7 protein-coding genes are annotated in these 14,190 nt (G+C 68.2%); 4 read left to right on the top strand and 3 right to left on the bottom strand.

What is annotated here, in order from left to right:
- The 3 genes from ACLB1G_RS12335 (at position 1) to ACLB1G_RS12325 (ending at position 6,594) form a co-directional block, all read left to right on the top strand.
- Positions 1 to 4,263, top strand: a complete 4,263-nt coding sequence (locus tag ACLB1G_RS12335; RefSeq protein WP_491627501.1) for a glycosyltransferase — start codon at positions 1 to 3, stop codon at positions 4,261 to 4,263.
- Positions 4,260 to 4,598, top strand: coding sequence for a DMT family transporter (locus ACLB1G_RS12330; protein ID WP_491627500.1), 339 nt, complete (start codon positions 4,260 to 4,262; stop codon positions 4,596 to 4,598). Before ACLB1G_RS12335 ends, ACLB1G_RS12330 begins: the two co-directional genes overlap by 4 nt.
- Positions 4,599 to 4,662: 64 nt before the next feature.
- Complete coding sequence (locus ACLB1G_RS12325; RefSeq protein ID WP_491627499.1) at positions 4,663 to 6,594, top strand: hypothetical protein; 1,932 nt, start codon at positions 4,663 to 4,665, stop codon at positions 6,592 to 6,594.
- Positions 6,595 to 6,656: 62 nt separating this feature from the next.
- On the opposite strand, the gene ACLB1G_RS12320 is transcribed toward ACLB1G_RS12325, so the two are convergent.
- Together ACLB1G_RS12320 and ACLB1G_RS12315 are read right to left on the bottom strand one after the other, a co-directional pair.
- Complete coding sequence (locus ACLB1G_RS12320) at positions 6,657 to 8,090, bottom strand: UbiA family prenyltransferase (protein ID WP_491627498.1); 1,434 nt, start codon at positions 8,088 to 8,090, stop codon at positions 6,657 to 6,659.
- 221 nt (positions 8,091 to 8,311) lie between these two features.
- Entirely contained in the window at positions 8,312 to 9,757 is a 1,446-nt protein-coding gene (locus tag ACLB1G_RS12315; protein WP_491627497.1) for a DEAD/DEAH box helicase, read from the bottom strand.
- A 168-nt stretch (positions 9,758 to 9,925) separates the two neighbouring features.
- Here ACLB1G_RS12315 and ACLB1G_RS12310 point away from each other — a divergent pair, with 168 nt between their 5' ends.
- Positions 9,926 to 13,057, top strand: a complete 3,132-nt coding sequence (locus tag ACLB1G_RS12310) for a diguanylate cyclase (protein WP_491627496.1) — start codon at positions 9,926 to 9,928, stop codon at positions 13,055 to 13,057.
- 110 nt (positions 13,058 to 13,167) lie between these two features.
- Here the strand turns inward: ACLB1G_RS12310 and ACLB1G_RS12305 are convergent, their stop codons facing one another.
- On the bottom strand, positions 13,168 to 14,004 hold the full coding sequence (locus tag ACLB1G_RS12305) for a transposase (RefSeq protein ID WP_491627495.1): 837 nt from the start codon (positions 14,002 to 14,004) through the stop codon (positions 13,168 to 13,170).
- Between the last annotated feature and the right edge of the window lie 186 nt (positions 14,005 to 14,190).

The following is a 14,190-nucleotide window of genomic DNA, read 5'->3' as shown; positions in this document are numbered from 1 at the left end:
ATGCGTCTTGTCATCGACCTACTATCCTGCCAGAACGGCGCGGCCCAGGCGCCGCAGGCGGTGCTGGCCCTGTCACGCGCGCTGGTGCGCGGCGCGGCGCTGCGCACGCCCGCGCACACCGTATTGATCGTCCTGTCCAGCAACCACCAGGCGCGCATGGACGCCCTGCGCCACGCCTTCGACGGCCTGCTGCCGCCATCGCAGATGCTCGCCTACGCCACCCCGGCCACGGCCGGCTGGCCGCGCCAGGCCGCCGCCCTGGTGCGCGACGGCTTCCTGGCCAGCCTCAATCCGGACGCCGTGTTCGCGCCCGGCCTGCTGGACATGGATATTGCCGATACCGTGTGCGGCCCCGGCCCGCAAGGCGCGCTGATGGTCTACAGCGAAGCCGCGCAGGCTGCGCGCGAGCCGCGCCATCCGCACCTGGAAGCAGCGGCCTTGGTGCTGGCCTTGCCCGAGGCGCTGGAAGAGACGGCCGCCGACGCCCTGGCCGCCCAGCTGTGGCGCCAGCTGGAGGAACTGCATGCGGCCCGCACGCCAGCGGCCGGGGACGGCGCCGGCGCGCGCCCGCGCCTGGCTTACATCTCGCCGCTGCCGCCACAGAAGTCCGGCATCGCCGACTACAGCGCCGAGGTGATCGCCGAGCTGGAAGCATATTACGAGATCGAGCTGGTGGTGGCGGCCGACAGCATGGACGAGATCGCCGCCACCGGACTGGGACGGCGCCTGCCGCTGCTGGACCCGGCCCAGTTCGAGGCGCGCGCCGGCAGCTACCGCCACCTGCTGTACCACTTCGGCAATTCCAACGCCCACCAGTACATGTTCCCGCTGCTGGAGCGCCATCCCGGCGTGGTGGTGCTGCACGACTTCTTCCTCAGCGGCGTGCTGGACAACATGGAGCGCGACGGCGTGCAGGAGCAAGCCTTCCTGCAGGCGCTGTATGCCTCGCACGGCCACGCCGGCCTGCATGCGCACCAGCAGCAGGGCCGCAATCCCTCCATCTGGGCCTACCCCTGCAACAAGCCGGTGCTGGACCAGGCGGCGGGCGTGATCGTGCATGCGGAATTCTCGCGCACCCTGGCCGAACAGTGGTACGGGCCCGGCAGCGCCGACGGCTGGCGCGTGCTGCCGCTGCTGCGCGGCCAGGCCGACAGCGAGGCGCCCGAACAGGCGCGCGCGGCCGCGCGCCGGGCGCTGGGCCTGAAGGACGAGGATTTCCTGGTCAGCAGCTTCGGCATGCTGGGTCCGACCAAGCTCAATCACCGCCTGCTGGACGCCTTCCTGGCCTCGCCGCTGGCGCAGCTGCCCAACTGCCTGCTGGTGTTCGTCGGTGAAAACGAAGGCGGACAATATGGCGCCGAACTTCTGGCCCGCATCTCCGCCAGCCCGGCCGCCGGCCGCATCCGCATCACCGGCTTCGCCAGCGCCGAGGACTACCGCCACTACCTGGCCGCCAGCGACGCCGCCGTGCAGCTGCGCACCCAGACCCGTGGCGAAACCTCGGCCTCGGTGCTGGACTGCCTGCTGCATGGCATCCCCACCATCATCAACGCCCACGGCGCCGCCGCCTCCCTGCCGGAAGACGTGCTGGTGATGCTGCCCGACCTGTTCGAGGACGCCCAGCTGGCCGGCGCCCTGGCGGCGCTGTACCACGACCCGGCGCGCCGCGCCGAACTGTCGCAGCGGGCCCGCGCCCATGTGCGCGAACACCATGCGCCGGCCGCCGTCGGCCGCCAGTACCGCGACGCGCTGGAACACTTTGCCCGCACCAGCCCGCAGGCCCACTACGGCCGCATGGTGGCCGCGCTGGGCGCGCTGCCTGGCGATCCGGACCAGGCCGCGCTGGCCACGGTGGCGTCCGCCATCGCCCTCAACCAGCCGGCCAGCGCGCCGCGCCAGCTGCTGGTCGACATCTCGGCCCTGGTACAGCACGATCCCAAGACCGGCATCCAGCGCGTGGTGCGCAGCATCCTGCTGCTGTACCTGAAGAATCCGCCGCCCGGCTACCGGGTCGAGCCGGTGTACAGCGATGGCGGCAACCGTCCTTACCGCTACGCGCGGCGCTACACCTGCGGCCTGCTGGGGGTGGCCCCGCCGGCGCTGGAGGATGCGCCCATCGAGGCCCGTCCCGGCGACCTGTTCCTGGGCCTGGACCTGGCCACCAACATCACCACCCAGAACCAGCCGCAATTGCTGGCCATGCGCCGCCGCGGCGTGTCGATCTGGTTCGTGGTGTACGACCTGCTGCCGCTGCTGCGGCCGGACTGCTTCCCGTTCGGCGCCGAAAAGTACTTCGGCGATTTCATCGACACCATCGCCCTGGTCTCGGACGGCATCGCCGCCATTTCGCGCGCCGTGTCCGACGAGCTGGCGGCCTGGCTGGCGCAGCGCCCCAACCGGCGCCTGGCGCCGCTGCAGCTGAGCCACTTCCACCTGGGCGCCGACATCGACGCCAGCGCCCCCACCCGCGGCCTGCCGGCCAATGCCGAGCGCGTGCTGCAGGCCCTGCGCGAGGCGCCCACGCTGCTGATGGTCGGCACCCTGGAACCGCGCAAGGGCCAGGCCCAGGCGCTGGCCGCCTGCGAACTGCTGTGGGAAAAAGGCGTCGCCGTCAACCTGGTCATCGTCGGCAAGAACGGCTGGCTGGTGGACGGCCTGGCGCAGCGCCTGGAACAGCATCCGCTGCGCGAGCAGCGCCTGTTCTGGCTGTCCGGATTGTCCGATGAAATGCTGCTCAAGCTGTATGAACACAGCGCCGCGCTGCTGGCGGCCTCCGAAGGCGAGGGCTTCGGCCTGCCGCTGATCGAGGCGGCCCAGCACGGCCTGCCCATCATCGCGCGCGGCATCCCGGTGTTCCGCGAGGTGGCCGGCGAGCACGCCTATTACTTCGACGGCCATACGCCGCAGGAGCTGGCGGCAGCCATCGAATCCTGGCTGACGCTGCACGCGCAGGGCAAGGCGCCGCCTTCGTCCGGCATGCCGTGGCTGACCTGGGAGCAAAGCGCGCACCAGCTGCTGGACGCCACCGTGTACGGCCGCAGCCACGGCAGCTATGCGGCCGACGGCGTCACCCCGCAGCTGCTGGTGGACGTGTCGGCCGTGGTGCGCGAGGACCTGCGCACCGGTATCCAGCGCGTGGTGCGCGCCCAGCTGATGGAGCTGCTGCGCCTGCAAGGGCGCCAGTTCCAGGTGCTGCCGGTGTACCTGACCGACGAGGGCGGCTATTGGCACTACCGCTATGCGCGCCAGTACCTGCACGCCCTGGCCGGCACCAATGGCGACGGGGTGCAGGAAGAAATCGTGCACGTCCACGCCGGCGACCTGTTCTACGCGCCGGACTTCTTCCCCGGCCCCACGGTGGAAGCGGCCAAGGCCGGCGTGTACGCGCGCTGGCGCGAGGCCGGGGTGCGGGTGCACTTCCTGGTGCACGACATCCTGCCCGTGCTGCGGCCCGAATTCTTCCCGCCCGGGACCGACGCCGGCTTCGGCGATTGGCTGCGCGCCATTGCCGCCAACGGCGACAGCCTGGTGTGCATCAGCCAGGCGGTGGCCGACGACACGGCGGCCTGGCTGGCCGGCCGCCAGCTGCAGGCGCCGCCGCTGCGAGTGCTGCACCACGGCGCCGACATCAGCGCCTCCAGCCCCAGCACCGGGCTGCCGGACGGCGCCCAGGCGGTGCTGGACGACATCGCCAGCGCGCCGGCCTTCCTGATGGTGGGCACGGTGGAGCCGCGCAAGGGCGTGGCCGATGCCCTGGACGCGTTCGACCGGCTGTGGTCAGCCGGCGCCGACGTGCGCCTGGTGATCGTGGGCGGCGAAGGCTGGAAGGGCCTGCCGGAAGAGCAGCGCCGCACCATCCCGGCCATCATGCGGCGCCTGCGTGGCCATCCCGAACTGGGACGCCGCCTGCACTGGCTGCACGGCATCAGCGACGAATACCTGGACCGCGTGTACCAGGCCAGCGTGTGCCTGCTGGCGCCCAGCGAAGGGGAAGGCTTCGGCCTGCCGCTGATCGAGGCGGCGCGCCACGGCATCCCGCTGCTGGCGCGCGACATCCCGGTGTTCCGCGAGGTGGCGGGCGCGCACGCCCACTACTACAGCGGCGACGGCGCCGCGCTGGCGGCGGCAATCGAAGCCTGGCTGCGCCTGCACGCGACCGGCCAGGCGCCGCAATCGCAGGGCATGCCGTGGCGCACCTGGGCCGACAATGCGCGTGAGCTCGGCCTGTTCCTGACCACAACCCACACTCAAAAACAACCATGAATCCTGCCTACTCCGGTTATGCCTGGTGCCTGCTGTCTTCCGTGTTCAGCGCGGCGGCCACCTATCTGATCAAGCGCGCCATGGGCGGCGCGGAATGGAATTTGGTGCGGCTGGCCTGGCTGGCCGGCGCCGGCGGCAGCTATGCGCTCGGCTTCGCCTGTTATGCGCTGGCCCTGCAGCGGATGCAGATCAGCGTGGCCTATCCGGTGATGACCGGATTTACCATGCTGCTGGTGGCATGCACCGGCTGGCTGCTGCTGGGCGAGAGCCTGACACCGGTCAAGCTCGGCGGCATGGCGCTGCTGGCCATGGGAGCCTGGCTGCTCACCCGCTGATGTTCTCAGCAGGAACGAATGGCCCTATAATGCGTGTTTATATTGTGCCAACCTGGAGCATGCATTGGTAGTTCCTTCCTTCTCGCTGACCAGCCGCGCGGCACGGTCATTTTTCCTGTCGCTGTTGGCAGCCATGCTGGTCCTGATGGCCTGCTTCAAACCTGTCAACTACGCCGGCGATTTTCCAGAATATACGCTGCAAGTCGGGGCCATCGCCAACCACCGCACGGCCGATATCCGCCTCGACGACATCGCCACCATCAAGCAGCTCCTGCCGCAACAGGCCGGGGCCTATGATCCGCTGGAAAACGCCATGCGGGCCAACCAGCCCTACGTGCCCAACGCCTTCGTGACGAACGCCTTCGTGCGCGGGCGCGAAGGCAAGGTCTATGCGATTCATTTCTTCGGCTACGCGATGCTGGCGGCCCTGCCCTACAAGCTGCTGCAAAAGGCCGGCCTCGATCCCTACCTCTGCTTCCAGGTGGTGAACCTGTCCATGGTGCTGGTGCTGGGACTGGCCCTGTTCCGGCTGTTCGGCTCGGCCTCCCGGGCCAGTGTCGGCCTGCTCGCCTTCATGGCCTGTGGCGGCGCGCTGTACTGGACCTGGTGCAGCCCGGAAACCCTGAGCGCCGCCGGGCTGCTGGCCGGCATGCTGTTCTATGTCACCGGCGCGCCGCTGCGCGGCGGCCTGCTGGGCGGCGTGGCGGCCCTGCAAAACCCCACCATCCTGTTCTTCTTCGGCTTCGCGCCGCTGCTCAAGCTGGTGATGGAGTATCAGCCCGAACAGGGACTGGTGGCCAACCTGCGCCGCCAGCTGGACCGCCGCGCCCTGCTCGGCCTGGCGCTGGGCCTGGTGCTGATCGCCCTGCCGCCGGCCTTCAACATGTACCAGTACGGCGCCCCCAACGTCATCCTCCAGAACTTCTCGGACCATCGTCTGATCACCATGGACCGGTTCCTGTCCTTCTTCTTTGACTTGAACCAGGGCATGGTGATCGCCGTGCCGGGCCTGGTCCTGGCCCTGCTGGCGCTGCCCGCGCCGCAGCGCGGGCGTGCCCGGCTGGTGCTGGCGGTGGCCCTGCTGTTCCTCTTGGCGCTGGCCGTACCGGCGCTGGCGGTGACCAACTGGAATTCCGCGGCGGCCGGCATCATGCGCTATGTGGCCTGGTCCGCGATGCCGCTGCTATTGGTGCTGTACTGGCGCCTGAGCCTGCTGCCGCGCTGGCCGGCCATGCCGCTGGCCGCCGCCGGCCTGCTGCAGCTGGCCTGCATGGTGCACGCATCCAAATATGGGCACACCCAACTGAGCCCGCTGGCCTTGCAGGCGCTGAAGGTCGCGCCGGCCTGGTATCACCCGGAGCCGGAAATCTTTTCCGAGCGCAGCAGCGGGAACGAAGACAACCTGGACCACAGCAAGGTGTATGTGTACCCGCTGCAGGGCAAGCCGATCAAATGGCTGTTCTACCCGCAGCCGGGTATGGACGCGCGCCTGTGTGGCCCCGGCATGCGGCCTGGACCGCAGGCCGCCGTGACGGAGAGCTCGCGCGGCTGGCGCTATATCGACACCGACCTGCACTGCGAGGTCGACCACCGCCAACCGATCCAGCTGGGGCGGGCCGACATGCAGCCCGGCGGCAAGCTGCAGCTGGCGTCAGGCTGGAGTGCACCGGAGAGCGGCGGCGGCATCTGGGACGGCGCCTGGAGCGTGGGCGAGCGCTCGCAGATCGTGGTGGCCGTGCCGCCGCAATCGGCACCACAGCAACTATTGCTGCAAGGGCACTACTTCGATGGCAACCAGCGCACCCGGGTGCTGGTCAACGGGGTCGATCTGGGCTGGGCAGTGCTCGACATGCCCCATGAGCTGAGCCTGCCCAAGCAGGCGCTGCGGGCAGACGGCGTGTTGCACATCGAACTGCGCCATGAGTCGCCGCGCATTGCCGGCAATGGCGACACGCGCACGCTGGCTTACTTCCTGCAAGGTGTGACGCTGCAGTAAGAGGCTGTTTCAACGGGGGGCTGTTGCGCCCCCCCCGGCGGCGCCCCGTGTATGCGCCTTCCCTACCAGGGCCAGCCCACGGCGCCCACCGTGAGCGCCACGGCGAAGGCCAGGCCGGCAGCCAGGCTGGCCTTGTCCTTGACGGCGAACACCAGCGGGTCGTCGTGCATGTGGCCGCGATGGGCCTGCATCCAGATCCAGCTGACCCATAACAGCAGTACCGGCACCGCGCCCCATACGGCTTCCGGGCTGGCGTACAGCATGACCACCGCGTCGCTGTTCAGGTACAGCGACAGCACCACGGCAGCCGCATAGCCGGCCGTCACGCCCAGCATTTGCACCAGCGAGGCATCGCTGGTGTAGTAGCCGCGCCCGTGGGCCTTGTTCTTGCCGGCCAGGGCCTGGGTCTGCAGTTCGGCGTAGCGCTTGACGAAGGCCAGCGACAGGAACAGGAACACCGAGAACGCCAGCAGCCAGAACGACAGCGGGATGGCCAGCGCGGCCGCGCCGGCGATGATGCGCAGCGTGTACAGCATGGCCAGCGCCACGCAGTCCACCAGGATCAGGCGCTTCAGGCCCCAGGAATACACGCAGGTAAGCAGGAAATAGAAGGCCAGCCAGGGCAGGAAGGCGCCGCCCACGTACCAGGCCAGCACGACGCTGGCGCCCAGCAGCACAGGTGCCAGCAGCACGCCCATCCAGGCCGGCACGGCGCCCGAGGCAAACGGGCGCAGGCGCTTGCGCGGGTGGGCGCGGTCGCTTTCCAGGTCCAGCAGGTCGTTGGCGATGTAGACCGTGGAGGCGCACAGGCTGAACGAGACGAAGGCCAGCAGCAGGGTCAGCCAGTTGGCCGGTTCCATGATCTGGTGCGCCGCCAGCATGGGCACGAACAGCAGCAGGTTTTTCAGCCACTGGTGCACGCGCAGCACCTTGCGCCAAGCCTTCAGGCCGCGCGCCGGGGCCGGGAATTCGCGCTCCACCTTGCACAGGGCGGCGGCGCGCCCGGCCAGTCCGGCGCCGCCATTGACCACGATGGCGTGGCGCGCGCGGCGCCACACCTTGAGGTCGGCGGAGGAATTGCCGGCGTAGTCGAAGCCGCCATGGCCATAGCGGCGCTCGAGCGCCTCGGCCTTGTGGTGGCCGGCCAGGTTGACGGCGCCGTCGCTGGCCATGACTTCGTCGAACACGCCCAGGTGGGCGGCCACGGCGTCGGCGATGGAACGGTCGGAAGCGGTGCACAGCACCAGGCGGCGGCCGGCCGCGCGCTGTTCGCGCAGCCAGTCCAGCAGGCTTTCGTTATAGGGCAGCGAACTGGGGTCGAAGGAACTGCGGCCGGCCAGCTTCTGCTTGAGCACGGCCTTGCCCCGGGCCAGCCAGAACGGAATGCGCAGCACGTCCAGCGGGCTGTCGCGCGACACCCGCAACGCCGATTCGTGCAGCATGTCGGTGTGGATCAAGGTGCCATCGAGGTCGACGATCAGCGGCGGCGTGCTCACGCGCCCCACCCTGCGCGCGTGCGCGCTACGTTATTCTGCAACATGAACCCCATAGAAAAATGCGAAAAAAGTAAGACCAAAACCTTCGCATTATAACCGAGGGCCCTGACCCTACAGACAATATCGGCCAGCCAGCAAATTACACAGTTTGTAAGATATTGTAAGACCCCGGTAAGGCAAGGGTAAGGCCCGGGCGCGCCGCTGCCGCCCGGATGCACACCTTACTTGGGCAGGCCGCCCAGCAGGGCCGCCAGGCGCGGCTTGGCCTTGGCGGCAGCGGCCGGGCCGCTGGCGGCCGGAGCCGGAACGGCTGCCTTGGCCGGCTCGTAGGGCTTGAGGAACCAGGGATCGACTTTCTCGCGGCGCGGCGCGGAGCCGCCGTAGGCGGCCGCGGGGCGCGGGGCGCGGTCGGGGCCGCGTTCACCGCGTTCGGCGCCCCGCGCTGGCGGCGCATCGCGGCGCGGACGGCGCTCATCGCGTCCGGCGCTGGGCACGAAGCCGCCCAGGTCGCCGCGCGTGATGGTTTGCTTGATCAGCTTTTCGATGTCGGCCAGCAGGCGCTCATCCTTGTCCGAATACAGCGAAATGGCGTCGCCCGAGGCGCCGGCGCGGCCGGTGCGGCCGATGCGGTGCACATAGTCCTCGGCGTTGTAGGGCAGGTCGTAGTTGATCACGCACGGCAGGTCGGAAATGTCCAGGCCGCGCGCCGCCACGTCGGTGGCCACCAGCACGTCGGTCTCGCCCTTCTTGAAGGCCTCCAGCGCCGCCATGCGCTCCTGCTGGGACTTGTCGCCGTGGATGGCGGTGGCGCGCATGCCTTCCTGCTCCAGCGCCCGCGCCAGGCGGGAGGCGCCGATCTTGGTGTTGGAGAACACGATCACCTGCTTCAGGTCGCGCTGGCGCAGCAAATGCGCGATCAGGCTGTGCTTCTGGCCTTCCTCGACCTTGTACACCACCTGGGTCACCTTGTCGGCGGTCTGGTTGCTGCGTGCGACTTCGATGGTGAGCGGGTTGTTCAGGAAAGTATTGGCCAGCTTCTTGATCTCGGGCGAGAAGGTGGCCGAGAACATCAGGTTCTGGCGCTGCTTGGGCAGCAGGTTGATGATGCGCTGCAGGTCGGGCAGGAAGCCCATGTCCAGCATGCGGTCGGCCTCGTCCATCACCAGCATCTGCACCTGGCCCAGCGAGATGTTCTTCTGCTCGATGTGGTCCAGCAGCCGGCCCGGGGTGGCGATCACGATTTCCACGCCGGCCTTGAGCACCACGGTCTGGCCCTTCATGTCCATGCCGCCGAACACCACGGTGGAACGCAGCGGAGTGTGCTGGGCGTAGGCCTTGACGTTGTCGGCCACCTGCACCGCCAGTTCGCGTGTCGGGGTCAGGATCAGGGCCCGCACCGGGTGGCGCGCCGGCGAGGTGCTGGCGCTGGCGTGCGGCAGCAGCATCTGGATGATGGGCAGCGAGAAACTGGCGGTCTTGCCGGTGCCGGTCTGGGCCGCGCCCATCACGTCGCGCCCCTGCAGCAGCACGGGGATGGCCTGGGCCTGGATAGGGGTCGGATGCTGGTAGCCCTGGTCGTCAAGCGCCTTGAGTATCAATGGCGACAGGCCGAAGTCGGCAAAACGTACGGGCGCGGCTTCTGGGGAGGTGTTCGGGTGTTCGGACATAATGGATTCGGTGATGCCCGCGCAAAGGTGGACACAATTTCAGAACCGTAAACTATACCCTACTTTCCGTCCAGCGCGCGCAACAACACCACTTTTAAGATGAAACTATTGCATCAATGGCATATATAATGATTTTTCTGTACAGAATATAAACCAAGACGCCTCCCCATGCCCTCGCACCTAACGGCTGCCCGCCAGCGCAGCCTGCATTTCCTGTTGCCGCTGTGTTTGCTCCTGGCCGTGCTGGCCCTGCTGGCCGGCCAGGCCGGCGCGGCGCCGGCCCTGTCGCTGCGCTTCAAGAAGCTGGGGCCGCTGGGCGGCGACGAGCCGTCCATGCTGGCCTTGATGCAGGACCGCAAGGGCTTCATCTGGGTCGGCACGCATACCAACGGGCTGTACCGCTACAACGGCTACCAGGCCGTCAAGTACATCAACAATCCTGCCGATCCGCGCAGCCTGCCGCACGACCGCGTGTCCGCCATCTATGAGGACCGCCAGGGCCGCATCTGGGCCGGCACCCAGAACGGCCTGGCGCGCTACAACCCCGAAACCAACGACTTCACCGTGTTCGCCCCGCCCAGGGCGCCCAAGAACCACCGCATCATCAAGAACATCATTTCGGACGGCAGCAACGGCATGTGGGTGGGCAGCTGGGGCGGCCTGCAGCACTTCGATCCGGACAGCGGCAAGTTCACCGTCTACGCCCACGACGACGCCCGTCCCGACAGCCTGGCCAGCAACGACCTGAACGGCCTGGCGCTGGACGCCAAAGGCGGGCTGTGGGCCGCCACCTGGCCCGGCGGCCTGGACTACCTGGCGCCGGGCTCAACGAGTTTCCGCCACCACCAGGTCGACCCCGCCGCCGTGCCGGACGCCCGCATCAACATCGTGCGCGCGCTGCAGTTCGACCGCAGCGGGGCGCTGTGGATAGGCACCGAATCGAACGTCATCCGTTGGGACAGCAAGAGCGCCTGGGACACCCGCAAGGTGGTGCCCTCGCCCTACAGCCGCATCACCAGCTTCAACCTGGACAGCAAGGGCACCCTGTGGTGCACCACCCTGTCGGCGGGCCTGCTGCGCTGGGACGAGGCGGCCGGCAAGTTCGACCAGTACGTGCACGCGGCCGACGATCCTTACAGCCTGCCGGGCGACAATCTGCGCGCCGTGATGCAGGACCGCGGCGGCATGCTGTGGATCGCCTCCTTCACGGACGGCATCAGCCTCGCCAACCTGAGCAGCGAAGGCTTCCAGCGCCACGTGCCATTCCGCATCGACAGCCGCTCGGCCCCGGCCAGCAATGCGCTCCTGAGCCTGGCGCGGGCGCCGGGCGGCAAGCTCTGGCTGGGCGGCAATGTCGGCTTCAGCCTGTACGACCCGGCCAACGGCGCCGTGCTGAAAAGCTGGCGCGCCGACGACAGGAAGCCCGGCTCGCTGAGCCACAACATCGTCTACACCATGTATCAGGACCCCGAGGGCAAGGGGCCGCTGTGGCTGGGCACCTCGAACGGCCTGAACCGCATGGACCATCCGGACGGCCCCATCCAGGCCATCCACTTCGGTAACACCGCCAGCGACTACATCAACATCATCGCCCCCGGCGCCAACGGCGTGCTGTGGCTGGGCACCGGCAACAGCCTGATACGCTACGACAGCAAGACCGATGCGCGGCGCATCTACTACAACGATCCGCAGGACGACAGCAGCCGCGGCGTGAACGGCAGCTCGGCCGTGCTGGAAGACCACGCCGGCCGGGTCTGGGTGGGCTCGGAGTGGAATGGCGGCGGCCTCGACCTGCTGGACCCGGCGACTGGCAAGTTCCGCCACTACCGCCACCGCGCCAATGACACCACCAGCCTGTCGGACGACAACGTGGCCAGCCTGCACGAGGACGCCCAGGGCCGGATCTGGGTCGGCACCAGCAAGGGCCTGAACCTGGTGCAGTTCGGCCCCAACGGTACGCTCAGCTTCCGCTCCTACGCGGCCGCCATGCGCGCGCCCAAGATCCTGGCCATCACCAGCGACCAGGACGGCAAGATCTGGTGCAGCACCATCGCCGGCCTGTACCGGCTCGATCCGGACAGTGGCAAGGTCACCCATTTCACCGCCTCGGACGGCCTGACCGAGGGTTTCACGATCAATTCCAATGCCACGGCCGAGAACGGCCAACTGTACTTCGGCGGCGTGCACGGCATGACCGCCGTCACCCCTTCGGCCGTGCGCAGCAGCTCGGTGCCGCCGCAGGTGGCCATCACCGACATCAGCGTGTTCAACCACTCCCTGCAGGAGGGCAAGCATGGCGACGAAGTCCAGGCCAGCGGGCCGGTAACGGCGCCCACCGCGCTCACCCTGTCCTCGCAAGCCTCGGTATTCTCGCTGGAATTCGCCGCCCTGCACTACACCGAACCGGGCGAGAACCGCTACGCCTACCAGCTGCTGGGCTTCGATCGCGACTGGGTCGAGACCGACGCCAGCCACCGCAGCGCCAGCTACACCAACCTCAATCCCGGCAAGTACGTGTTCAAGGTCAAGGCCGCCAACCACTTGGGCGTGTGGAATCCGGAGGCGGCCACCCTGCACATCACCATCACGCCGCCGTTCTGGCAAACCTGGTGGTTCCGGGTCGGCATGTTCCTGCTGGTGGCAGGCGCCCTGCTGGGCACCCACCGCTGGCGCGTGGCCAGCCTCTCCCGGCGCCAGGCCGAACTGGAAGCGCTGGTGGCGGCCCGTACGGCCGAGCTGGAGGAATCCAACCGCAAGCTGGCCGCGCTCAGCACCACCGACGGCCTGACCGGGGTCGGCAACCGGCGCGGCTTCGACCTGGCGCTGGAAGCGGAATGGCGGCGCGCCGCGCGCACCGGCCAGGCGCTGGCGCTGTGCATGCTGGACGTCGACTACTTCAAGAAATACAACGACCACTACGGCCACCTGGCCGGCGACGCCACCCTGCGCACCGTGGCCGGGCTGATCAATGAACACGGGCGCCGCACCAGCGACCTGGTGGCGCGCTACGGCGGCGAGGAATTCGCCCTGCTGGCGGCCGCCACCGACGCCACCGACGCCTACGCCGTGGCGCAGGACATCTGCGCCGCGCTGGCGCAGCTGCGCCTGCCGCACGCCGCCTCGCCATTCGGCATCGTCACGCTGTCGGTCGGGGTGGCGGTGCTGGTGCCCAGCGAGGACGCCACGCCGGACATGCTGGTGCGCGCGGCCGACCACGCCCTGTACCAGGCCAAGGCCCAGGGCCGCAACCGGGCCCGCCTGGCCATGCCGGAGCTGGAAGCGGCCGAGAGCGCGCCTTGACGGCGTCCACCCCTCGGTGTCCACCCTTCGGTGCCCCCTTCGGCAACACCCCTCGGTGTCAGGTCTGCCATTGGTACATGAGTCCGCCTAACGGCGTGCGCTACTGCTGCTCAAGCATCATGCTTGGCAACAATGCGGCTCACCGTCCGGTACGACACGCCAAAGTGCGAGGCAATCTCGCGCATGGAGTACGCCGTGGAGCGATAGGCTTGCGCAATGGCCTCCTGCCGGGTAGCAAACCGCGCCTGGTATTCCTCCAGCGACAAAGCCAGCGCCCGGCGCTGCTCGCGTACGATCTCGCGACACTGTTGCGCCCTGTCAGGCTTCCTGTACGACGCTACAAAACCTTCGTCGCCCAGCAACACCTGGTGGCGCGTATCGTACAGCGGACTGGGAAGCCCGACGCCGCCACGCACAAACTCGGCATAACGCTGCAGCGCTGCGCTGCCTATGCCGTCAAACTGGGACAGCAGCCAGCCTGAGTCCAACCATGGCGGACACGGCAGTCGGCGCAGCAGCAGCGCATGACTGCTCCAGGGCCACTGCTCGGCAGCCTCGACCATCCCCGCGCGTAATGGGTTGAGTGCGATATAACGGCACAATGCCAGCAGATACCTTTGTTTTTGCACCAGCACCGCGTGATAGCGGCCCTGGAACAGATGGCCAGCGAGACCGTGCCGCCGGTTGAAATGCCGCGTGTACGCCCCATTCAAGTGCTGCATGCCGCGGGCCAGATTGGCCTCCGGGGTTTCCACCAAGAGGTGGAAGTGGTTACTCATCTGGCAGTAGCTGTACACAATGAAATGATGCCGGTGACAGACATGTCCCAAGATATCAAGCCAGCGCACGCGATCGAGCTCATCGCCATAGATGGCTAGTCGGCGATCGCCACGCGCAGTCACATGATAGAGCGCGCCGGGAAATTGCAAGCGTAATGGTCTGGTCATCGCGCCAGCGTAAGCCGGTCACGGCCGAACGGTTTGAGCCTGCTCAGGCGCCAAGCAAATAGCGGCCTCATGTACCAATGGCAGACCTGACACCGGGGGGGGACAGTATGGCTTGAGCCCGCTCAGCCGCCCCGCAAATAGCAGCCTCATGTACCAATGGCAGATCTGACCCCGAACGAAAAACCG

The organism is Duganella kummerowiae (genome assembly GCF_053572355.1).
The sequence above is the reverse complement of the archived record's forward strand: the minus strand, read 5'-3'. Positions and strand labels throughout refer to the sequence as shown.

Excerpts from the sequence above, each read along its gene's own strand:
- ACLB1G_RS12335 (WP_491627501.1), top strand. The coding sequence starts at position 1 with ATGCGTCTTGTCATCGACCTACTATCCTGCCAGAACGGCGCGGCCCAG.
- ACLB1G_RS12305 (WP_491627495.1), bottom strand. The coding sequence starts at position 14,004 with ATGACCAGACCATTACGCTTGCAATTTCCCGGCGCGCTCTATCATGTG.
- ACLB1G_RS12330 (WP_491627500.1), top strand. The coding sequence starts at position 4,260 with ATGAATCCTGCCTACTCCGGTTATGCCTGGTGCCTGCTGTCTTCCGTG.
- ACLB1G_RS12315 (WP_491627497.1), bottom strand. The coding sequence starts at position 9,757 with ATGTCCGAACACCCGAACACCTCCCCAGAAGCCGCGCCCGTACGTTTT.
- ACLB1G_RS12310 (WP_491627496.1), top strand. The coding sequence starts at position 9,926 with ATGCCCTCGCACCTAACGGCTGCCCGCCAGCGCAGCCTGCATTTCCTG.